Annotated in this window: 19 protein-coding genes; 10 read left to right on the top strand and 9 right to left on the bottom strand. The window is 56.2% G+C overall.

Annotated elements, in window-relative coordinates:
- Positions 1–32: 32 nt before the first annotated feature.
- Positions 33–269, bottom strand: a complete 237-nt coding sequence (locus LAC65_RS06470; RefSeq protein WP_039383957.1) for a hypothetical protein — start codon at positions 267–269, stop codon at positions 33–35.
- Positions 270–702: 433 nt separating this feature from the next.
- Here LAC65_RS06470 and LAC65_RS06465 point away from each other — a divergent pair, with 433 nt between their 5' ends.
- The 4 genes from LAC65_RS06465 (at position 703) to dcuR (ending at position 4,324) form a co-directional block, all read left to right on the top strand.
- Positions 703–1,218, top strand: coding sequence for a CinA family protein (locus LAC65_RS06465; RefSeq protein ID WP_039383954.1), 516 nt, complete (start codon positions 703–705; stop codon positions 1,216–1,218).
- Between the two features lie 102 nt (positions 1,219–1,320).
- On the top strand, positions 1,321–1,857 hold the full coding sequence (gene msrA, locus LAC65_RS06460) for a peptide-methionine (S)-S-oxide reductase MsrA (RefSeq protein ID WP_039383953.1): 537 nt from the start codon (positions 1,321–1,323) through the stop codon (positions 1,855–1,857).
- 116 nt (positions 1,858–1,973) lie between these two features.
- Positions 1,974–3,599 carry a sensor histidine kinase gene (locus LAC65_RS06455; protein WP_039383951.1) on the top strand — a complete coding sequence of 542 codons (1,626 nt, stop codon included), beginning with the start codon at positions 1,974–1,976 and terminating at the stop codon, positions 3,597–3,599.
- Between the two features lie 5 nt (positions 3,600–3,604).
- On the top strand, positions 3,605–4,324 hold the full coding sequence (gene dcuR / locus LAC65_RS06450) for a two-component system response regulator DcuR (RefSeq protein WP_039383949.1): 720 nt from the start codon (positions 3,605–3,607) through the stop codon (positions 4,322–4,324).
- Here the strand turns inward: dcuR and LAC65_RS06445 are convergent.
- Together LAC65_RS06445 and LAC65_RS06440 are read right to left on the bottom strand one after the other, a co-directional pair.
- Positions 4,318–5,283, bottom strand: coding sequence for an FAD:protein FMN transferase (locus LAC65_RS06445; protein WP_039383947.1), 966 nt, complete (start codon positions 5,281–5,283; stop codon positions 4,318–4,320). The two genes, dcuR and LAC65_RS06445, sit on opposite strands and share 7 nt — an antisense overlap.
- 48 nt (positions 5,284–5,331) lie before the next feature.
- On the bottom strand, positions 5,332–8,112 hold the full coding sequence (locus LAC65_RS06440; RefSeq protein WP_039383945.1) for a flavocytochrome c: 2,781 nt from the start codon (positions 8,110–8,112) through the stop codon (positions 5,332–5,334).
- Between the two features lie 609 nt (positions 8,113–8,721).
- Between LAC65_RS06440 and LAC65_RS06435 the strand changes: the two genes are divergently transcribed.
- The 3 genes from LAC65_RS06435 to fumA all read left to right on the top strand — a co-directional run bounded on the left by LAC65_RS06435 (position 8,722) and on the right by fumA (position 12,798).
- Positions 8,722–9,419, top strand: a protein-coding gene (locus tag LAC65_RS06435) for an IS1 family transposase (protein ID WP_223429336.1) whose coding sequence is annotated in 2 segments (ribosomal slippage) — positions 8,722–8,971 and positions 8,971–9,419 — 699 coding nt in all. Because the reading frame shifts where the segments join, the coding sequence is not laid out codon by codon here.
- 58 nt (positions 9,420–9,477) lie between these two features.
- The gene (locus LAC65_RS06430) at positions 9,478–10,989 is read left to right on the top strand and encodes an anion permease (protein WP_039383942.1); all 1,512 of its coding nucleotides are present in this window, start codon (positions 9,478–9,480) and stop codon (positions 10,987–10,989) included.
- A 165-nt stretch (positions 10,990–11,154) separates the two neighbouring features.
- The gene (gene fumA / locus LAC65_RS06425) at positions 11,155–12,798 is read left to right on the top strand and encodes a class I fumarate hydratase FumA (RefSeq protein WP_071668755.1); all 1,644 of its coding nucleotides are present in this window, start codon (positions 11,155–11,157) and stop codon (positions 12,796–12,798) included.
- Positions 12,799–12,872: 74 nt separating this feature from the next.
- On the opposite strand, the gene LAC65_RS06420 is transcribed toward fumA, so the two are convergent.
- Together LAC65_RS06420 and exaC are read right to left on the bottom strand one after the other, a co-directional pair.
- The gene (locus tag LAC65_RS06420; protein ID WP_158086449.1) at positions 12,873–13,034 is read right to left on the bottom strand and encodes a hypothetical protein; all 162 of its coding nucleotides are present in this window, start codon (positions 13,032–13,034) and stop codon (positions 12,873–12,875) included.
- A gap of 97 nt (positions 13,035–13,131) precedes the next feature.
- Positions 13,132–14,652 carry an acetaldehyde dehydrogenase ExaC gene (exaC, locus tag LAC65_RS06415; protein ID WP_039383936.1) on the bottom strand — a complete coding sequence of 507 codons (1,521 nt, stop codon included), beginning with the start codon at positions 14,650–14,652 and terminating at the stop codon, positions 13,132–13,134.
- Between the two features lie 248 nt (positions 14,653–14,900).
- Between exaC and LAC65_RS06410 the strand changes: the two genes are divergently transcribed.
- Positions 14,901–15,464, top strand: coding sequence for a class I SAM-dependent methyltransferase (locus LAC65_RS06410; RefSeq protein WP_039383934.1), 564 nt, complete (start codon positions 14,901–14,903; stop codon positions 15,462–15,464).
- Here LAC65_RS06410 and LAC65_RS06405 read toward each other — a convergent pair.
- Positions 15,443–16,156 (bottom strand): glutamine amidotransferase, encoded by a 714-nt coding sequence (locus LAC65_RS06405; RefSeq protein ID WP_039385809.1) that lies wholly within the window; start codon positions 16,154–16,156, stop codon positions 15,443–15,445. The genes LAC65_RS06410 and LAC65_RS06405 overlap by 22 nt on opposite strands.
- A gap of 251 nt (positions 16,157–16,407) precedes the next feature.
- Between LAC65_RS06405 and LAC65_RS06400 the strand changes: the two genes are divergently transcribed.
- A complete protein-coding gene (locus LAC65_RS06400) occupies positions 16,408–17,292 on the top strand; it encodes a DMT family transporter (RefSeq protein WP_039385807.1) in 885 nt (294 codons plus the stop codon).
- Between the two features lie 114 nt (positions 17,293–17,406).
- Here the strand turns inward: LAC65_RS06400 and LAC65_RS06395 are convergent, their stop codons facing one another.
- Genes LAC65_RS06395 through ghrA form a run of 3 tightly spaced genes read right to left on the bottom strand, consistent with a single transcriptional unit; the run spans position 17,407 to position 19,689 of the window.
- The gene (locus LAC65_RS06395; RefSeq protein WP_039383933.1) at positions 17,407–17,967 is read right to left on the bottom strand and encodes a TorD/DmsD family molecular chaperone; all 561 of its coding nucleotides are present in this window, start codon (positions 17,965–17,967) and stop codon (positions 17,407–17,409) included.
- A gap of 24 nt (positions 17,968–17,991) precedes the next feature.
- Positions 17,992–18,729 (bottom strand): phosphatase, encoded by a 738-nt coding sequence (locus LAC65_RS06390; RefSeq protein WP_039383931.1) that lies wholly within the window; start codon positions 18,727–18,729, stop codon positions 17,992–17,994.
- A gap of 21 nt (positions 18,730–18,750) precedes the next feature.
- The gene (gene ghrA / locus LAC65_RS06385; protein WP_039383928.1) at positions 18,751–19,689 is read right to left on the bottom strand and encodes a glyoxylate/hydroxypyruvate reductase GhrA; all 939 of its coding nucleotides are present in this window, start codon (positions 19,687–19,689) and stop codon (positions 18,751–18,753) included.
- 204 nt (positions 19,690–19,893) lie between these two features.
- On the opposite strand from ghrA, the gene treA reads away from it, so the two are divergent.
- A complete protein-coding gene (gene treA / locus LAC65_RS06380) occupies positions 19,894–21,573 on the top strand; it encodes an alpha,alpha-trehalase TreA (protein WP_052246482.1) in 1,680 nt (559 codons plus the stop codon).
- The last annotated feature ends 35 nt before the right edge of the window (positions 21,574–21,608 follow it).

Genomic DNA, 21,608 nt, shown 5'->3' with positions numbered 1-21,608 from the left:
TCGCCGCCACAGGCTGACGATGAGCAGGGAGCTTAATGGCGGCGTGCACCGTTACCGGTGCCGGCAACGGTAACGCTATCCGATCGCTCTGACAGCGCTTTTAACGGCGAATCAGAACGACGGTCGGCCTGCTCTGTAGAGCGATAGTCCAGCAGCCGCTGCTGCGCCTCATGGATCTGGCTGTCGCGCACCGCATCTGTTTCGCGGCAAGCCATCTGATGCAGTTCAGCCGTGAGGGATGCCAGAGTCACATCTGCACGGCGCATCATTAACGCCCAGGCGGCTTCCCCAATAACCGGATACTCATTTTCATACTTTACCTCCTGAGAATGTGAGCTTGCGCCAGGTTCTCAGGTTTCAGTATAGACCACTACTGGCAAATGTCGTCCGTTATAGCTACACGCCCGGCGGCATTGCGCCATACGATATTTATCCCTTTGCCAGATCTGTTATTTATCGCCCTGCCCTAGCCCCGCTACGCTTATATTTTCATGCAGAATCTGTAATTACCATACGACAGAACCCCTGCCTGATTAATAATCAACCCCTTCGGATTGACCCGCCCCGCTTAATATATTCTTCTGCTGAGTTCATATTAACCAGATAAAACGGACTCACCATCTATAATAATTATCATCCGGCAACGTTTATTTAATCGAAGCGTGGCTGGCTGACATTTAAATAATAAATCGGGATGCATATATGAATCGGGAATTAATCGAAACGGCAACTATTCTGGGCGATCTTCTGCTTGAAAGAAAACTGACTGTCACCACCGCAGAATCCTGTACTTCAGGCTGGGTCGGCTCTACCCTCGCGGCCGTCGGCCAGAGCAGCCAGTTTTACAGCAGCGGCTTTATTACTTATACCGATCAGGCGAAACATCGGGTGCTGAACGTAAGTGAAGAGACGCTGGCACGTGACAGCGCCGTCAGCGAAGCCGCCGTGCGTGAAATGGCCGCAGGCGCAAAAGCGCTTTCCGGCGACGATAGCAGCATTGCAGTGAGCGGTTATGCCGGACCAGATGGCGGCGAGGATGGTACACCAGCCGGCACCGTCTGGTTTGCCTGGGGCCTGCCTGATGGCACTATTCAGACCTGTTGTCAGCGTTTTTCCGGCGAAAGCGAAGAGGTCGTCCGGCAGGCAACAAAATATAGTCTTGAGCAGCTGACGGCACGACTCCAGGCTCTGCTCAGCCAGTCCGCCCCGGACAGCTGAGTACGTTTTACCTGAACAGCCTGTGCGGTCTGCGATTATCGGGTTGAATTCCGCTCCGTTCACCCGCACTCTTAAGCTTTCGACCTGACAGGAGTAAATGTAATGGCAACCGAATATGCGATCGTTGCGGGCGGCTGTTTCTGGTGTACCGAAGCCGTTTTTAAAGATGTAATTGGTGTTGAATCGGTTGAAAGCGGCTATACCGGCGGGGAGCGCCCTGATCCGACTTATGAGCAGGTATGCAGCGGGGCAACCGGCCATGCTGAAGCTATCCGTATCGGGTTTGATCCGGCGCAGATAAGCTACGGCGATCTGCTGGATATCAGTTTTGCCACGCACGATCCTACCCAGCTTAATCGTCAGGGAAATGATATCGGAACGCAGTACCGCTCAGCGATTTTCCCTGCTAATGCTGAACAGGAAGCAGAAGCGATTGCAGCCATTGCGCGCGCGCAGGAAGATCATGATGTGCCGGTGGTGACAACCGTAGAACCGCTCAAAACCTGGTATCCGGCGGAAGCCTACCATCAGGACTACTGGGAAGGTGCGGGTCAGCGCAACGGCTACTGCATGGCAGTCATCCCGCCTAAACTGCAGAAGCTGCGTAAAAGCTTCGCCAGTCGTGTGAAAACCGCTTAAGTTCTGCATACCGTCTTATCTGCAGGCCATTATTCAGAGTGGCCTGTTATATTTTCCGCAACCGCGCCGCCATTATCCGTCATAATAGGCCCCTTTTCCGCTAAGTGAACGCCACCATGACGCCTTCAGTCCCTGCTACGCCGATGCGCCGGCGGACAATGAAACTTAATACGCTGGTCACGCTGATGCTGAGCGCCGTGATTGTCCTGGTGCTGTGTACCGTGCATATGTTCTATTTCTTTCAGATTGGTGCCTCTACCCGGTCACAGCTGGAAGATAAAGCGATGGCCGTCGCGCGTACGCTGGCCACATCGCCAGATGTTCAGCGAGCGCTGCTGCTCTCCCCCGCTGAAGCTCATCTGCAGCCGGTCGCAAAAGCGGTTGAGACCAGCAATAATCTGCTGTTTATCACGATCACTAATATGGCGGGCATACGCTACTCCCATCGTAATCCGGAACTGGTTGGTCAGCATTTCATCGGCAACGATATTCAGCCTGCGCTGCGCGGTCAGGAAAATGTCTCTGTTAATCAGGGCTCCCTGGTTCGGGCACTGCGTGTTTTTACCCCGGTGTTCAATGCCCAGCATCAGCAGATTGGGGTGGTGGCTATCGGTATCTCACTGGATGCCGTCACCGATCAGATTAACCAGAGCCGCTGGATCATCCTCTGGACTATTCTGATCGGCGCGCTGGCGGGCGCGCTGGGTACGCTGATCCTGGTGCGCGTGCTGAAACGTATTCTGTTCGGGCTGGAACCTTATGAGATTTCTACCCTGTTTGAGCAGCGTCAGGCCATTCTCAATTCCGTCAAAGAGGGCGTGGTGGCGATGGACGATCGGCATGAAGTGACGCTGATCAATCAGGCTGCCTGCCATCTGCTGAGCGACGCAGCACAGACGCAGCGCGCGCCTGATGAAAGCTGGCGCGCTGACACCACCGCCGTCGAACCGCAGCTGCGCAGCGTGCTGCAGAGCGGACGGGCGCGGCGCGATGAGGAGATTAACGTGAATGGCCGACTGCTGCTGACCAATACCGTTCCGGTACGCACGGCGGAGCGGATTATTGGCGCGGTCTGTACGTTCAGGGATAAAACTGAGATCAGCCAGCTGATGCAGCGCTTAAGCGGCATGGTAAACTATGTCGACGCCCTGCGTGAACGCTCGCACGAGTTTATGAACAAGCTGCATGTGATCCTCGGCCTGCTGCATATGAAAAACTATGCGCAGGTTGAAGCGTATATCCTGAAAACCGCCAATAACTATCAGACAGAGATCGGCTTTTTGCTGGATAAGATTAAATCCCCGGTGATTGCGGGGATCCTGTTAAGTAAAATCAATCGCGCCTCAGACTGCGGGCACCGGCTCACTATCAGCGACGCCAGCTACCTGCCAGACAGCGGCAGCGAAGCGCAGATGGCGGCGCTGATTACCGTAACCGGCAATCTGGTCGAGAACGCGCTTGATGCGCTGCGCGAGCAGACCGAAGGAGAGATCCACCTGATGCTCCATTATCAAAACGGCTGGCTGACCTGCGAGGTGAGCGACGACGGTCCGGGCATTGATGCTGCGCATCTGGCGACCATTTTTGATAAAGGTTTCTCCACCAAAGGTGAGAACCGCGGAGTCGGATTGTTTCTGCTTAAGCAGCAGGTGGAAAGCCTTGGCGGCAGCGTCAGCGCAGAGTCTGAGCCCGGCGTATTCACGCAATTTTTAGTCCAGCTACCCTGGGATAAAGGAAATTAAACCGCATGATTAATGTTTTAGTGGTTGACGATGATGCCATGGTTGCCGAACTCAACCGCAGTTTTATCGGTCAGGTACCCGGTTTTAACTGCTGTGGTACGGCGGCAACGCTGCAGCAGGCGCGCGATTTTTTATTCAATAGCGACACGCCGATCGATCTGCTGCTGCTGGATATCTATATGCAGCAGGAGAATGGCCTGGATCTGCTGCCTGAGCTGCGAAAAGCGCAAAGCCCGACAGAAGTGATTATTATCTCCTCTGCGGCTGATGCAGAAAATATCAAAACATCGCTGCACTACGGGGTGGTGGATTATCTTATTAAGCCGTTTCAGTTTCCGCGTTTTGAAGAGGCGCTGACCAGCTGGCAGCAGAAAAAATCGCTGATGGATAACCACCAGCACTATCAGCAATCTGACGTCGATCTGCTGATCCACGGCAATCCGGCAACGCATCACGACAATAAGCGTCTGCCCAAAGGCCTGACGCCACAAACGCTGCGCACGCTCTGTCAGTGGATAGATGCGCACCCCGCACAGGAATTCTCGACCGATGAGCTGGCTGCAGAGGTGAATATTTCACGCGTCTCCTGCCGCAAATATCTCATCTGGCTGGCGCAGATCAATATTCTGTTTACCAGCATTCACTATGGCGCCACCGGACGTCCGGTCTATCGCTATCGTCTGCAGCCGGAATATCGCTCGCTGCTGCAGCAATATTGTCAGTAGTGCAGTTTCCACGTGGTATCAGCTGGCCGGAATCGGTAGTGACGCGGTGAAGAGCAGACGATCTGCCGATCGCGGGTGACAAAAATGGCATCGATGTCGGACTGGCTGGCGAGCCAGTTCAGTCCCTGTTCTGTGCCCATGCCATACAGTAGCGTGGTATAGATGTCGCCATCCAGCGAGCGGTCACTTATCACCGTCACGCTTAACAGTTCATTATCCAGCGGATAGCCGGTACGCGGGTCAAAAATATGGTGCCAGCAGCGCCCCTGCTGTTCAAAGTAACGCTCATAGATCCCGGACGTGACGACTGATTTCTCCCGCACCTCGATTACGCCGAGTAACGCGTTATCGTCAGCAAAGGGCTTTTTCAGCCCAATTTGCCACCCCTGCGGTTCATGCGGGGGCGCACCCAGCGTCTGCACATTGCCGCCAAGATTGATCAGCGCCTGCGTCACTCCCTGCTGACGCAGCCACTGCTGCACCCGATCGGCAATATAGCCTTTGGCTATAGCACCGAGATCGATCTCCATACCGCGCTGCGGCAGATAAACCGACTGTGCCGCAGCGTCCAGCACGACCTGATGGGGGTTGGTAAGCGGCAACAGCGCGGTGATGTCAGCGGCAGCGGGCACGCTGTCGCCCTGAAAACCAATTTTCCAGCGCTTGACTATCGGACCAATGGCGAAGTTGAACGCGCTGTCCGGCAGCGTACTGACCGTATAGGCTACCTGAATCAGATTAAACACTGCGGGACTGACCGCCACCGGCCGCTCGCCGGCGGCATGGTTAATCGCCATGACCTCAGACTGCACCCGGTTGACGGTAAACAGATTCTCCTGCTGTGCAATCAGGCGAAAAACCTGCCGTGCCAGTGCGGCGTTATTTTCAAAGAGTTTCAGCAGCACAGGCGATCCCATCTGAACGGTTGAATAGCTGTAGACACCTGCCTCGTTAGCCATAGTTGCCTCATTATTACCGGTGCCCGCGCAGACGGGCACCGGTGCAGGTTAATTACCTAAGGCGAGTTTAGCGGCGTTATGCCCCGCTTTGATACCAAAAATGATGATGTCCGCTACGGCATTCCCGCCGATGCGGTTGGCGCCGTGAATACCGCCGACCACTTCCCCGGCAGCCCAGGCGCCGGTGATCGCCTGGTTCTGCGCATCCAGCACTGCGGTTTCCGTGTTGATGGTGACGCCACCCATGGTGTGATGAACGCCAGGCGCCACGCGAATAGCGTAGTAAGGCCCCTGATTAAGCGGATGGCGCAGCGCCGTTTTACGGCCAAAATCTTCGTCATGCTGGTTAATCACACACTCATTGTAGCGACCCAGCGTACTCTGCAGTGATTCCTGGTCCATATTGAGCTTAACTGCCAGCTCGTGCGGCGTAGGTGCGCTGATGACAAATCCTTTGGCGATATATTCATCAGCAGCTTTATTATTACGGCGCACCTGCTCATCGAAGATGATCCAGGCACTTTTCTCCGGCAGCGCAATAATCTCCGCAGAGACTTTGTCGCGCGTCTCCATTTCGTTATAGAAACGCTTGCCCGCCTGGCTTACCAGAATTGCCCCGCCGCCGCGCATCGCTTCTGAAATCAGATAGGAGGTGGTCTGTTCAACCGTAGGATGGATCTGAATCTCGCCCATATCAACCGTACCGGCGCCAATATGCTGCAGCATCGCGATGCCGCTGCCGGTGGCTCCTGCGTGGTTAGTCGTGACAAAGCCATCCAGTTCCGGTCGATATTTCACAACCATCTCCCGGTTGGCGCTGAAGCCACCGGTGGCAACAATCACACTTTTTGCGTTGAGAATGCGGCTGTCGTTATACTCATCCACCACCTTAACCCCGGTAACCACGCCGTTTTCACACAGAATTTCAGCGACAGAGGTCTCAAGCAGCACCTCAATGTTGCGCTGGTTAATATTTTTTACCAGCCCGCTGATCAGGAAGCCCCCTACTGCTGAGCGATCTTCAGGCCGGTGCGTACGGTCAATGCTCATTCCGCCCGTGATGGTGATATCGCTGAGCTCAATCTGCTTCGCTGCCAGCCACTCGATAGCTTCCGGCGCGCGTTCGACAAACTCATGCAGCAGTTGCGGATTATTTTTACCTTTACCGCCTTTCAGCGTCTCTTCATAAAACAGCGCTTTGCTGTCTTCAATGCCTTTCAGCCTCTGATAGCGCGTCTCGGCGGCGTTCATCCCCACTGACGCCTTAATGGTATTTCCGCCAATCGTGGGCATTTTTTCAATCAGTACCACGCGGGCGCCGTCGTCGTGCGCCTGAATAGCCGCCGCGAGACCTGCGCCGCCGGTGCCGATGACCACAACATCGTAATTGACCGGCGCGTTCGGGTTGCCCCCTTCCTCAATCACATACTCTTTGCTGGAGGTCGCCAGCGCACGCGATACCGCTTTTTTCAGCGCCTCGCTTTGCGTAGTGGCCCCGGTAACCGCATCGACGTGCGGACTGTTTGCAACCAGAATGCGCTCGCGCAGGCTTTCAAACGTACTGGTGAAGTCAACATCCAGCGCCGGATCCGGCACCAGTTCGATGTCGGTAATACGATCGGTATCCAGCGTGACGTTGATTTTCAGCTTCAGCGCTTCCGCCTCTACCTTCGCCTGATACACACCGGCTTTATATTTGCGATGGCCGTCGCTGACGTCGCGGATCATGGCGTCCACCAGCGAGAAGCGCCAGAGCGGCTCCGGAATTGTCAGCTCCTCGCGTTTGGTACTGTCGATGTAGAGTTCAAGGTGCTCATTGTTAATAATGCGATCCGCCCAGTTGGGCCAGGCGATACAGGCTTTCCCGACGGCAACCAGATCGAAGCCCGATTCCAGCGCCAGTTCGGCATCCTCTTTATTCACCACGCCGCCGACGCCAATAACCGGAATGCGGGCCAGCTGTGCTGAACGCTGCGCAATGTATTTGGTAATCAGAGGCGTGGGGTCGCTGGTGTCAACAATGGAAGGACGCAGCAGCTGACCGACGGAGAAGTGCACGTAATCAAGGCCGCGCGCGGCGAGCTTCTCCAGCAGATAGAGGGTGTCATCCCAGCGGATACCGGGCACTTCAATCTCTTCCGGTGAAAAGCGATAGCCGATAATAAAGTCTGCGGCAGCAAAGCGATCGGCCATCTGATGCGTGATTTCCAGGACCTCCAGCGGAAAGCGCGCCCGGTTATCGCGACTGCCGCCCCATTTGTCGCTGCGCTGGTTGGAGTTAGGCGAATAGAACTGCTGGATCAGATAGGTATTGGCACCGTGAATTTCCACGCCATCAAAACCCGCTTTGATGGCACGGTTCACCGCATCACCAAACTTTTTGATCATGACATCGACTTCATCTGCGGTCAGCGCCTGCGGTGTGGTGGCCCCTTCGCGCGGCGCCGCGATGGCGCTGGGCGCGACAGGCGTTTTCCCGCCAATCAGCGCCGGCTCAACCATGCGGCCACCGTGGTAAATCTGCAGGATAGCTTTAGAACCCTGAGATTTGATCGCGTGGGCTATTCTGGCCAGTCCCGGGATCTTGTTGTCGCTGTCGATGGCGATGGCGCCAGGAAATGCCGGACCACGATTATCGATAAACGCACACTCTACGATGACGGTGCCGATTGTGCCGGCACGCACCCGATAGTAGTCAACCAGATCGCTGGTGACGCCACCGTCGTAATAGCCGGTACAGGTTGTCATGGGTGCCATCACCAGACGATTTTTCAGCACGGCACCTTTAGGCAAGGTAAGGGGTTTTAGCAGCGGGGTAAGCGTGTTCATGATAAGCGACTCCGAAAATCAAAAATGAAATTCAATTCCTGGCAGGGTGACCGGTTAAATAATTAAAGTGGTCCGACTTCATGCTGTAAATATAACATTTAATTTAGTTACATAACTTATATCATTAGTTATATAAACTACCGATAAGGAAAGCCTATTTTCAGCAGGGAAGGAGCGTAACGCGTTCCGCTAAGTTTCGTTCAAAACTTGATTAAAATCAAAGTTAATTCAACTCACAAAAATAAACTATATATTTCATTGACTTAAAAATCACACGCCTGCCAGATATTGGAAAGAAAGCGCTTCACATCCTGCATTATATCGTGAGGCACGCCCTGAATAAGCGTCATAACACACTGAAAATAACGCAGATAAAAATAAGCGCTCCATTTTATTGACCTGGATCAAAATAGGTATTTTAATTAATCGCATCATAACGGCATAAATTAGATAATTCGCGAAACAAAATTGCTTTCTGCTTTAACACAAGCGTCATGAACTTCCTGTACTGATGCCGCAAAATGGATCATCCAGGTATAAAGGCACTGGTACTGGGTGATGCTGCCAACTTACTGATTTAGTGTATGATGGTGTTTTTGAGGTGCTCCCGTGGCTTCTGTTTCTATCAGCTGTCCCTCCTGTTCAGCTACTGACGGGGTGGTGCGTAACGGCAAAAGCACTGCCGGACATCAGCGCTATCTCTGCTCTCACTGCCGTAAAACATGGCAACTGCAGTTCACTTACACCGCTTCTCAACCCGGTACGCACCAGAAAATCATTGATATGGCCATGAATGGTGTTGGATGCCGGGCAACCGCCCGCATTATGGGCGTTGGCCTCAACACGATTTTACGTCACTTAAAAAACTCAGGCCGCAGTCGGTAACCTCGCGCATACAGCCGGGCAGTGATGTGATTGTCTGCGCTGAAATGGACGAACAGTGGGGCTACGTCGGTGCTAAATCACGTCAGCGCTGGCTGTTTTACGCGTATGACAGGATACGGAGGACGGTTGTGGCGCACGTCTTCGGTGAACGCACTCTGGCCACACTGGAGCGTCTTCTGAGCCTGCTGTCGGCCTTTGAGGTCGTGGTATGGATGACGGATGGCTGGCCGCTGTATGAATCCCGCCTGAAGGGAAAGCTGCACGTAATCAGCAAGCGTTACACTCAGCGAATTGAGCGGCATAACCTGAATCTGAGACAACATCTGGCAAGGCTGGGACGGAAGTCACTGTCGTTCTCAAAATCGGTGGAGCTGCATGACAAGGTCATCGGGCATTATCTGAACATAAAACACTATCAGTAAGTTGGAGTCATTACCCTGGTACTGATATCGCATTCTTCTCAACGTGCAGACAAAAACTATGAACCTATCAACGCAATCGCATGAACCCACCAAAGCGCCGCCTGCGGCGCCGGGTAAAAAAAATCGCCTGCTGATGCTCTGCCTGCCGGTACTGGTTGCACTCCTGTTGCTGCTGGTGCCGACGCCTGCCGGACTGGAGCCCTACGCCTGGCACTTCTTCGCCATTTTTGTCGGTGTTATTGTCGGCCTGATTTTTGAGCCGCTGCCGGGCGCCGTGATTGGGCTTACCGGCGTGGTGGTCATCGCTCTGTTTAGCCAGTGGGTGCTGTTTAGCCCGGCAGAGCTGGCCGACCCGGCATTTAAAACGGCAGCGCAGTCGTTCAAATGGGCAGTCAGCGGCTTCGGCAACTCTACGGTCTGGCTGATTTTTGGCGCCTTTATGTTTGCAGCCGGCTACGATAAAACGCAGTTTGGCCGCCGGCTGGCGCTGATTCTGGTAAAATATCTCGGTCGCCGCAGTCTGACGCTGGGCTACGCGATTACTTTCGCTGACCTGCTGCTGGCGCCGTTTACGCCGTCTAACACCGCCCGCAGCGGCGGGACTATCTATCCGATTATTGCCAACCTGCCGCCGCTCTATGGCTCTAAGCCTAATGACCCCAGCGCCCGCAAAATCGGCTCTTATCTGATGTGGGTGGCGATTACCGCAGCCTGTATCACCAGCTCGATGTTTCTCTCTGCGCTGGCCCCTAACCTGCTCGCACTGGCCCTGGTTAAGAGCGTTATTGGTTTCGATATCAGCTGGGGGATGTGGTTCCTCGCTTTCCTGCCGCTGGGGATCCTGCTGATTCTCACCATGCCGCTGCTGGCTTACTGGCTCTATCCGCCGGAAGTCAAAGTCAATGATGAGGTACCGCGCTGGGCGACCGCCGAGCTGGAAAAGCTGGGCCGCCTGTCGCGCAATGAGATCCTGCTGCTGCTGTTTGTCGTCGCGGCGCTGATGATGTGGATTTTCGCAACGGCATGGATAGAGCCCGCTATGGCCGCGCTGCTGGTGATTGTGCTGATGCTCTGGACCGGCGTACTTAACTGGAGTGATATCACCAGCAATAAAGCCGCCTGGAACACCTTTGCCTGGTTTGCCACGCTGGTGGCGCTGGCCGATGGTCTGGCACGCGTCGGTTTTATTGCCTGGCTGGGCAAAGAGGGGGCGGTGCTGCTACAGGGTTACGATCCTCAGGTCTCCGCAGTGGTGCTGCTGATTGCCTTTTATCTGCTGCACTATCTGTTTGCCAGCACCACGGCGCATACCACCGCCCTGCTGCCCGCCATGCTGACTATTGCCGCCTCAATTCCAGGCATTAATATGCCGGTGTTCTGCCTGATGATGTGTACCTCGCTGGGTGTGATGGGCATTATCACCCCTTACGGTACCGGCCCAAGCCCTATCTATTACGGCAGCGGCTATCTGCCGACCAAAGATTACTGGCGGCTTGGCACCATCTTTGGCGCCCTCTTCCTGGTGGCGCTGATGGTTATCGCTTATCCCTGGATGGTTATGATGTTCTGATGATGTTGCTTTGATGTTAAAAAACGCAGCCGCGTCAGCCTGTTTCAGTGTTACTATGCTCGCCAGTCAGCTCCTGATACGGGCTGGCGAGAGAAAATAGCACCACAGATCGCCTAATTTGCCGCCCGCCGCGCAGGCGGGCAACACGAAGCTAAGTGAGCCAACATGTCGAACAAACCCTTCTATTACCAGAACCCCTTTCCTCTCGCCAAAGATGATACTGAATATTACCTGCTGAGCCGCGAGCACGTTTCGGTCGCCAGCTTTGAGGGCGAGGAGGTGCTGAAAGTCGCACCAGAAGCGCTGACGCTGCTGGCGCAGCAGGCGTTTCATGACGCCTCTTTTATGCTGCGCGCCTCACACCAGCAGCAGGTTGCCGCTATTCTGGCGGATGATGAAGCGAGTCAGAATGACAAGTATGTCGCGCTGCAGTTTCTGCGTAACTCAGAAATCGCTGCTAAAGGCGTACTGCCAACCTGCCAGGATACCGGCACCGCGATTATCATGGGTAAAAAAGGCCAGCGCGTCTGGACCGGCGGCGGCGATGAAGCGGCGCTGTCGCAGGGCGTCTATAACACCTATATCGAAGATAATCTGCGCTACTCGCAGAACGCCCCGCTGGATATGTATAAAGAGGTCAATACCGGCACCAACCTGCCGGCCCAGATCGATCTCTACAGCGTGGATGGCGATGAGTATAAGTTCCTCTGCATCGCTAAAGGCGGTGGTTCAGCGAACAAGACCTACCTCTATCAGGAAACCAAAGCGTTAATCACGCCGGCAAAATTAAAAAACTATCTGATTGATAAAATGATGTCGCTCGGCACCGCTGCCTGTCCGCCCTACCATATTGCATTTGTGATCGGTGGCACCTCTGCGGAGAGCACGCTAAAAACGGTTAAGCTCGCCTCAACGCATTACTATGACTCGCTGCCAACGGAAGGCAACGAGCACGGTCAGGCGTTTCGCGATATCGTGCTGGAGCAGGAACTGCTGGAAGCGTCGCAGCAGCTCGGACTGGGCGCGCAGTTTGGCGGTAAATATTTCGCTCACGACATTCGCGTGGTCAGACTGCCGCGTCACGGTGCCTCCTGCCCGGTAGGCATGGGCGTCTCCTGTTCTGCTGACCGTAACATCAAAGCTAAAATCAACCGCGATGGCATCTGGATTGAGAAGCTGGAAGATAATCCGGGACGCTATATTCCGGAAGCGCTGCGCCAGCAGGGCGAAGGCGAAGTGGTGCAGGTAGATCTTAATCGCCCGATGCAGGATATTCTGGCCCAGCTCTCCGCTTATCCGGTGGCTACCCGCCTGTCGCTGAACGGCACCATTATTGTGGCGCGCGACATCGCTCACGCCAAACTCAAAGAGCGTATCGATAATGGCGAAGGGCTGCCGCAGTACATTAAAGATCATCCGGTCTACTATGCCGGTCCGGCCAAAACGCCGGAAGGACACGCGTCCGGTTCCCTCGGCCCTACCACCGCAGGCCGGATGGACTCTTATGTCGATCTGCTGCAGTCGCACGGCGGCAGCATGGTAATGCTGGCCAAAGGTAACCGCAGCAAACAGGTGACTGACGCCTGCCATAAGCATGGCGGATTCTACCTGGGCAGTATTGGCGGCCCGGCAGCGGTACTGGCGCAGCAGAGTATTAAAAGCCTTGAGTGCGTTGAGTATGCCGAACTGGGCATGGAGGCGATCTGGAAAATTGAAGTGGAAAATTTCCCGGCGTTTATTCTGGTCGATGACAAAGGTAACGATTTCTTCCAGCAGATCCACAATCAGTGCTCTGCCTGCGTAAAGTAAAGCGCTGAAGCAGACCCTGTAAAAAATCCGCGGCACCAGGCTGCGGATTTTTTTATTAATCTGAGAGCGCTTTCTTATGCGCGCAGCGACATTTCCCGCGCGGCGTCGCGCTCGGCACTCTGCTGGCGCGCATGCTGCAACGCATCATAAGTGGGCAGATTGACGCTGATAATGTCCTGTTCGACCGCATCCAGCACCTCATCGTGCTGCTCCATATAATCATATCCTGCGTTCATGATCTCTCCTTTGCGCAGAGGCGTTTCTCATATCCTGTCCTGCAAAGATGACAGGTTTATGAAAATATAGCCTCTGCAGCGACCGCCGGTACGAAAATCAGAAGAACCCGAGCGGCTGTGTGCTGTAGCTCACCAGCAGATTTTTAGTTTGCTGATAGTGATCCAGCATCATTTTATGCGTCTCCCGCCCGATGCCCGATTTCTTATAGCCGCCAAACGCAGCGTGAGCCGGATAGAGATGGTAGCAGTTAGTCCAGACGCGTCCGGCTTTGATTGCTCTCCCCATACGGTATGCGCGGTTGATATCCCGCGTCCAGACGCCAGCGCCAAGCCCGTAAATCGAATCATTAGCAATGGCCAGCGCCTCCGCTTCATCTTTAAACGTCAGTACGCCGACCACCGGTCCGAAAATCTCTTCCTGAAATACGCGCATGCTGTTGTTGCCTTTCAGCAGCGTGGGCTGAATATAGTAGCCGCCGCTGAAGGCTTCGCCAATCTGCTCAACGTTACCACCGTGCAGCACTTCCGCCCCTTCCTGCTGCGCAATCTCAAGATAAGAGAGGATCTTATCAAACTGCTGCTGCGACGCCTGAGCGCCAATCATGGTTTCCGTATCCAGCGGATCGCCACGTTTAATGGTTTTGATGCGCTTCATCACGGCCGCCATAAAGGGCTCAAAAATCGATTCCTGCACCAGCGCGCGCGACGGACAGGTACAGACCTCACCCTGGTTCAGGAAGCCGAGCACAACCCCCTCGGCCGCTTTCTCAATAAAGCTCTCCTCCGCCTGCATGATATCTTCGAAAAAGATATTTGGTGATTTTCCGCCCAGCTCCACCGTGGACGGGATCAGGCTTTTTGCCGCCAGCTCCAGAATATGGCCGCCGGTCGCTGTTGAGCCGGTAAATGCGATCTTGGCAATGCCCGGATGCGATGCCAGCGCTTCGCCCGCCTCTTTGCCGTAGCCGTGCACCACGTTAATAACGCCGGGCGGGACCAGATCTTTGATCAACTCAACAAACAGCGTGATGGAAAGCGGCGTCTGCTCGGCCGGTTTCAGCACCACGCAGTTACCTGCGCCCAGCGCCGGTGCCAGCTTCCAGGCGGCCATTAGCAGTGGGAAGTTCCACGGAATGATCTGCCCCACCACGCCCAGCGGTTCATGGAAGTGATAGGCAGCCGTGAACTCATCGATTTCGGCGGCGCTGCCTTCCTGCGCCCGGACACAGCCGGCAAAATAGCGGAAATGGTCCACCGCCAGCGGCAGGTCAGCGGCCAGCGTTTCGCGTACCGGCTTGCCGTTATCCCAGGTTTCATTAACGGCGATATATTCCAAATTTTGCTCCAGGCGGTCAGCAATCTTCAGTAACACCAGCGAGCGCGCCTGCGGTGAGGTCTTGCCCCACTGCTCTGCCGCCGCCTGGGCCGCCGCGACCGCATTATCAACATCTGCCCGATCGGAACGCGGGAATTCGCCGATTGCGCTGCCATTAACCGGTGAGGTGTTGGTAAAATAGTGACCGTTAACCGGCGCAGTAAACTCGCCGTTGATAAAGTTGCCATACTGCGATTGCAGAGTGATCAGAGAACCCTGTTCTCCCGGAGCAGCGTAACGCATGGTATTCCCCCTTACAGAGCGAATGGAAGTTAACAACTTTTAAACTGTTGATTAACATTGCGCGATCGTTTTTAGCCTGTCAGGTCTGCAGGCGGGAAACTGTGAGCCGACGCGGGAAATCGGTGTTAAAGCGGGACAGAATCATTTGTGCCGGAATGTTCTGAGTTTGGCTTTTTTGCCGCGCTAAAGCGAAACCTGAGCGTTATCTGTGGTCAATACCCTGCAGACCACAGATTCAGGAGAGAAAGATGCTGGCTTCAGCCATGATGCTAATGCGGGCCAAAGCGAACTTTGTACAGCAGTTTATTCGCGATCCGCGCACAATCGGCAGCGTCACCCCTTCATCTGCGGCGTTATGCCGCTGTATGTGCAATGCGGTAGAGTGGGATAGCAGCCTGCGGGTGGCTGAACTGGGCGCCGGCGATGGCGTGCTGACCCGCCAGCTGCTGTCGCGTATGGTACCGGCCGCGCAGCTTGACGTGTTTGAAATTAATCCGCAGCTGGCAGCAGAACTGCGTCAGTGGCACGATCCGCGCATGCAGGTCCAGGCACACTCAGCGGAGCTGCTGCAGGGTGAATATGACGCTATTTTTTCCGGCCTGCCGCTGCTGTCGCTGCCTGCGGCCACGCGTCACACCATTCTGAGCGCGGTGCATAATGCGCTGGCGCCCCAGGGCGTATTTGTCCAGTTTCAGTACACCTCGCTCACCCGGCACGATCTGTCGCGCTATTTTGTCTGGCAGCGGCAGCGGGTGCTGAAAAACATGCCGCCCGCCTGGGTCTATCGCTGTCAGCGCTGCGACGCTTCCTGATCCCGGGGCCGTACCTGCTGCCAGAAGCGCTGCAGCAGCGTACGCGCCCAGTCAGTATCCCCCATTACCGCGCTATCCGGCTGTACGTCAGCCGGTGTACAGGCCGTCATGATCTCGCGACTGAACTCCGGATGAAACTGAACGGAAAATGCCTGCGGCGAGTAGCGTAACACCTGACATGCATCCAGCGCTGAGCGCGCCAGAACCGTGGCCTGCGGCGGCGGGGCCAGTACCGACTGCCGGTGCGACAGCCAGGCGGAAAAGTGCGCCGGCAGTCCGTTCAGCCAGGCATCCGAAGCGGTCCGCGTCACGGTCTGAAGCCCGCGCTCCCAGCCGCGGGGATTATCGCCCACCTCACCCCCCAGCGCATACGCCATCAGCTGATGGCCGTAGCAGACGCCAAGCAGCGGCAGCTGCGCCTCTATTGCGCCGCGTATCCAGGCCGCAGTGCGCTCACTCCATCCTGCGTGGTCGGTTACCATCGCCCAGGAGCCGCTGAGGATCGCCCCGCTAATCTCCTGCCAGCCGGGAAGTGCGTCACCCCGGTGCGGACGCACGATAATATAGTCATCCGCCTGCAGCTGCAGCGCGTCAATAAACCACGCAGGCTGTTCGCCAATTTTCGCCACCACCTGCGGGGGCGGAACTTCAAGCTGTATTAATGCCAGGGGTAAAGTATAACGCTCCGTCATTGCCGGCATGCTCCTCTGCTGCGTCCGCTGTTAAGCTCTACTGTGACAGCAATTGCCAGCCGTGTCTTATGTTATTCCGCAACATGCTTATGCAGAAGCGGATGTCAGGATAGCGCTCAGATAATAGTATGTTGTAATTATAAGGTGGCGATTTTGCTGTTGAGTGCTAAACCGCCAGGTTGATGTGTCCTGTGCGGCAGGCTTCATGCCATTATTAAGCGTAAGTTCATTTTTCTGTGAAGGATAACAGCGTGGCCGTACGGCATTTTTTTCTGATTCTGTTTGTGGTTTCAATCTGGGCGTTTAACAACGTGGCGGTTAAATGGGGCCTTCTGGAGCTGCCGCCGCTGTTTCTGACGTGGATGCGCTTTGTCGTGGTCGCTCTGATTCTGGTGCCCTTTTGCCGTGTCACGCGCGCGCAGCTGCCGTGGCTCATTACCCTCGCATTTACCTTTGGCTTTATGCATTTCTCGCTGCTGTTTGTCGGCATGCGCTATACCGATGCCGGTACGGCGGCTATCGTTGTACAGCTGGGCACACCCATTGCGATGCTGCTGGCGATGGCAATCCTGAAAGAGAAGCTGCGGCTGGTGCAGCTGTGCGGCATTGCTATCTCTCTGAGCGGCGTGGCCGTGCTCTCCGGCAGCCCGACTATCCCTGCCTGGTGGGTACTCTGTATCCTGCTGTGCAGCGCGTTTGGCTGGGCGGTCAGCAACATGATTGTCAAAAAGTCGCCGCCTATTAGTCCGCTGACGCTGACCGGCTGGATCTCATTCCTCGCCGTGCCGCTGGTTGGCGCTGCCTCATGGCTGACAGAGTCGAATCAGTTCAGCGCCCTGCAGGCGGCGGGCTGGCACGGCTGGTTCGGCATTCTTTACAGCGCTATCGCCTCTTCGATTGTTGCCTATACGCTGTGGTACGCCCTGCTGAAAAAATATAATGTTAATCTGATCATGCCCTATTCGCTGCTGACGCCGGTGCTGGCTGTCATCATGGGCGTGACGGTGCTGGGCGACAGCATGAACAGTTTCAAAGTCTTTGGCGCATCGCTGGTGGTGCTGGGCACCGCCATTGCCGTGCTCAACCTGCGCAATCTGCGCATGCACGCACGTTTTCCGCGTCTGCGCCGGCGTTAGTCTCTCTTCGCTTAACCTGCATCCGCCGGAGTCTGCAGGCTTCAGCCGCACGTCACTGCTTGTTGTGCAGCTGCAGCGAACGTCTCCGGCAGCAGCTCCCCCTGCGGGGAGCGATTACGCCTGCGGCGTATCGTCTTCGCTCAGCTCATCATACATCGTCTGGATCGCCTCGCGGCTCAGCTCAGCCAGCGTACGATAAAACGCCGTGGTGGCGTGCGCTTCAACTTTGCCGAGGAACGCACCGCACCACGGCAGCAGATAAGATTCAAACAGCGCGCGCTGCGCGTCTGATTCATCTTCTGCAGACTGATCTTCCAGCCACGACGCCGCCAGCAGCAGTACGCCAAAGTGATCGGCAGGCGCGTCACTGAGCGGCATGCCGCGCGCGCTGAGAAACGCCCGGATCTCCGCTTCCGGCGCGCCTTCCGGCCACTGTGACGCGTAAGGCGGCACGCTGCACTCCTGTCCGACAAACAGCGCGTTGTAATCCGCTGCCAGCGCCTGCGGATCGCTGCTCTGCTGCAGACGCGTCAGCAGCGCATCCTGCTCCAGCGGCCACTGTGCCTGCATTTTGCCTTCGCGCAGCAGCGTAAACAGCGGCATCAGCAGCGGATCCTGGGGCTGACGGTTAAACAGGGAGCCGATCACCCGGCAAAGCATAGAAAATTCATTCATCTGGCAGCATTCCTCACTACAACATTAAAAATCCAGTAATTCCGCGATCCGTTTACCGCTGCGCTGCTCCAGAAAATCGAGCAGGCGGCGCGGCGTGACATTTAACACCCGATCTTCAGGGAAATCCACCTCGCGCGTAATGCGCAGGCAGTGCTCAAAATGCCCCAGCGTAAAGGCGGTATGGGAATCGGAGCCAAATGCCAGCTGTCCGCCCGCGTCACGCACCGCCTCCGCAATCGCGCGGCAGTTAGGTTCACTGCCCGGACGCGAATGGGTAAACGAGGAGTTATTGATCTCCAGCGCCACGTTGTAGTGGGCTGCGGCTTCGGCAATGGCGCGAATATCCACCGGGAATTTGGGGTTGCCCGGATGGCTGATGATATGCACCAGCCCGCCTGCCATCGCGGCGATCATCGCCTCGGTATGGTGTGCTTTATCGCGCGGCGTATAGACCGGCTCGTGAAAGCCCGCCACGATCAGATCCAGGGCATCCAGCATCGGCCCGCTGCAGTCGATCTCGCCCTGCTGATTCTTAATGTTCGCTTCAATTCCGTGCAGGATGCCGACGCCGTCAACAACCCGCGGCCAGATACGCATATTAATGAAATGCCAGTGATGCGGCGCATCCGCCATATCGGGGCCGTGGTCGGTAATGGCAAATAGCTTCAGGCCGTTCTGTTTCGCCTGGGCGACATAGTCATGCAGCGTGCTGTAGGCGTGCGTGCTGGCAACGGTGTGCATATGCAGATCAACGGGATACATATTTTGCTCCTCTGAGATAAGTTAATAGCCGCGCTGGCGATCCACGCGCCCCGGGGGCTGCTGCCCTGTTTCCAGCTGCTGAATGGCGCTGGCGATGGCGTCCATCGCCTGCTCCGGCAGCGTAATGGCGGCACTGTGTGGCGTGAGGGTAACGTGCGGATGCTGCCAGAGCGCATTTTCCGCCGGCAGCGGCTCCTGCTGAAAGACATCCAGCGCGGCGGCGGCAAGTTGCCCGCTGTTGAGCGCTGCCAGCAGGTCCGCTTCAACCACGTGCGCGCCGCGCGCCAGGTTAAGAAAGTATGCGCCGTGCGGCAGCGCGCGCAGGAAATCAGCGTTGATAAGATCGGTGGTTTCCGGCGTGGCGGGCAGCAGATCAATCACGACCTGACAGCCGGCAAGGAAGTCGTGCAGCGCGGCGGCACCGTGGAAGGCGTGCACGCCAGGCAGGCTCTTCGGCGTGCGACTCCAGCAGCGCAGCGGGAATCCCCACTGCTGCAGGCTCTCCAGCACGCTGCGGCCCAGTACGCCCGCGCCAAGCACGCCAATGGTGAAGGCGTCGCGCGCCGGCAGCGGCAGCGGCTGCCAGCAGTGCGCCTGCTGCTGGCGCTGATAGTCAGCAAAGCGGCGATACCAGCCCAGCACGCACCAGTTCGCATACTCCTGCATCTGCTGTGCCATGCCGGTATCCTCAAGGCGATACAGCGGCACCTGGGCGCTGAGCCTGTCAGAATGCTGACGCTGCTGCTGCAGAAGTTCATCGACGCCCGCTCCCATCGCGAACACTCCCTTCAGGCTTCGCTGCGCCAGCATCTCCACCGGCGGCGAACGTACAACGGCATAATCTGCACGACCACTATCGCCCGGCTGCCACAGCCGGACTTCCGCGTCCGGCAGCCGCCGGCCGAGGCCCGTGAGCCAGCGCTGCGCGTCCATTGACGGGTGATACCAGATAATCTTCATACGCCTCCTTATTTTCTTTCAGCCTCCGGTAAACCGCGCGGCGGAGCAAGTAAAAACCGTCAGCGGCAACAATTTCCCACGTAATTACCCGGCAGCGCTTCACATTTCCATCGCCCTGCAGCGCCAGCCAGCACGATAGCGACTAAAGTTGGTTGAGTGGTCAATACGTTAGCGCACCACGTTTTCGGACAAGGAGAAAAACCGATGAGAAAAAATGTCATATTGATGCCCGCGCGCCTCTCTCTGCTGCTTACCACTGCCCTGCTGGCAACCAGCACGCTGGCCCATGCCGAAACTGGAAGCCGGATGCTGAGCCAGCAGCCGCAGCCGCCCGATGTACGCCTGGGGCCGCTCTTCAGCGCCGTGCAGAAAGCGCAGTTCTATCCCGATCAGAAAACCTTTGCTGACGCGATCCCGAAATACGATCCCGCCTCGATTCTCGCTGACTGGCAGATGCAAAAGAAGCAGCGCAATTTCGATCTCAAACGCTTCGTTGACATGAACTTTACCCTGCCCAAAGAGCAGGATAAATATGTACCGCCCGCCGGGCAGAGCCTGCGTGAGCATATCAACGGTCTGTGGCCGGTGCTGACGCGCAGCACGCCTGATGCCAGCCAGTATGATTCACTGCTGCCGCTGCCGAAACCTTACGTTGTGCCGGGCGGGCGTTTCCGCGAGGTCTATTACTGGGACAGCTATTTCACCATGCTGGGCCTGGCGGAAAGCGGTAACTGGGACCGCGTGCAGGATATGGTCGATAACTTTGCCACCGAACTCGATCGCTACGGGCATATCCCTAACGGCAACCGCAGCTATTATCTCAGCCGGTCACAGCCGCCGTTCTTTAGCCTGATGGTGGACCTGCTGGCCACGCATAAAGGCGATGAGGTTTACCGGCACTATCAGCCGCAGCTGCAGAAAGAGTATGACTACTGGATGGCTGACAGCGACAGCGTGGCGGCCGGTCACGCCAGCAAGCGGGTGGTAAAGCTCTCCGATGGCACCCTGCTTAATCGCTACTGGGACGCACGCGACGTGCCGCGTACAGAATCCTGGCTGGACGATGTGAAGACGGCAGAAAAAACCCCGGAACGTGACAAACCGCAGCTCTGGCGCGATCTGCGCGCCGGCGCGGCGTCGGGCTGGGATTTCAGCTCGCGCTGGTTTACCGATGCGCATAGTCTCGCTTCGATCCGCACCACAGCGCTGGTGCCGGTCGATCTCAACAGCCTGCTGTTTCATCTGGAGCAGACGCTGTCAAAATCAGCCAGGCTGGCAAAACAGGATGACCAGGCAAAAGCGTTTGCCGCGGCGGCAGAAAAACGCCAGGCCGCAATCAATCGTTATCTGTGGGATGAGAAACAGGGCTGGTATGCTGATTACGATTTCAGTAAAAAACAGGTTCACAACCAGCTGACGGCGGCCGCTCTTTTCCCGCTCTATATGCAGCTGGCCGGAGATAAACAGGCTGAACGTACCGCCTCTGCAGTTGAAAAACAGCTGCTTAAACCTGGTGGTCTGGTGACAACCACGGTCAATAATGGCCAGCAGTGGGATGCACCTAATGGCTGGGCTCCGCTGCAGTGGGTAGCGGTAGAGGGGCTGGAGCATTATAACCAGCCGCAGCTGGCACGACAGATTGGCCAGCGCTTTCTGCAAAACGTCCAGCAGACCTATGACAAAGAGCATAAGCTGGTAGAAAAATATGTGGTTGAGGGCGCGCAGCTGGGCGGTGGCGGTGGCGGCGAATATCCGCTGCAGGATGGCTTTGGCTGGACCAACGGCGTGACGCTGATGCTGCTGGATAAATATTGCCCGAAAGAAAAAACCTGTAACAGCGCCAGTGATATCCCTGATATGCCGGCGCTGCAGCGCGCGAATTAATTTCGCACCGGCTACAGCCGAAAAAAAACCGCAGC

The organism is Pantoea eucrina (genome assembly GCF_020079945.1).
Lineage (GTDB): Bacteria > Pseudomonadota > Gammaproteobacteria > Enterobacterales > Enterobacteriaceae > Pantoea > Pantoea eucrina.
This window is presented reverse-complemented; position numbering and strand designations above follow the sequence as displayed.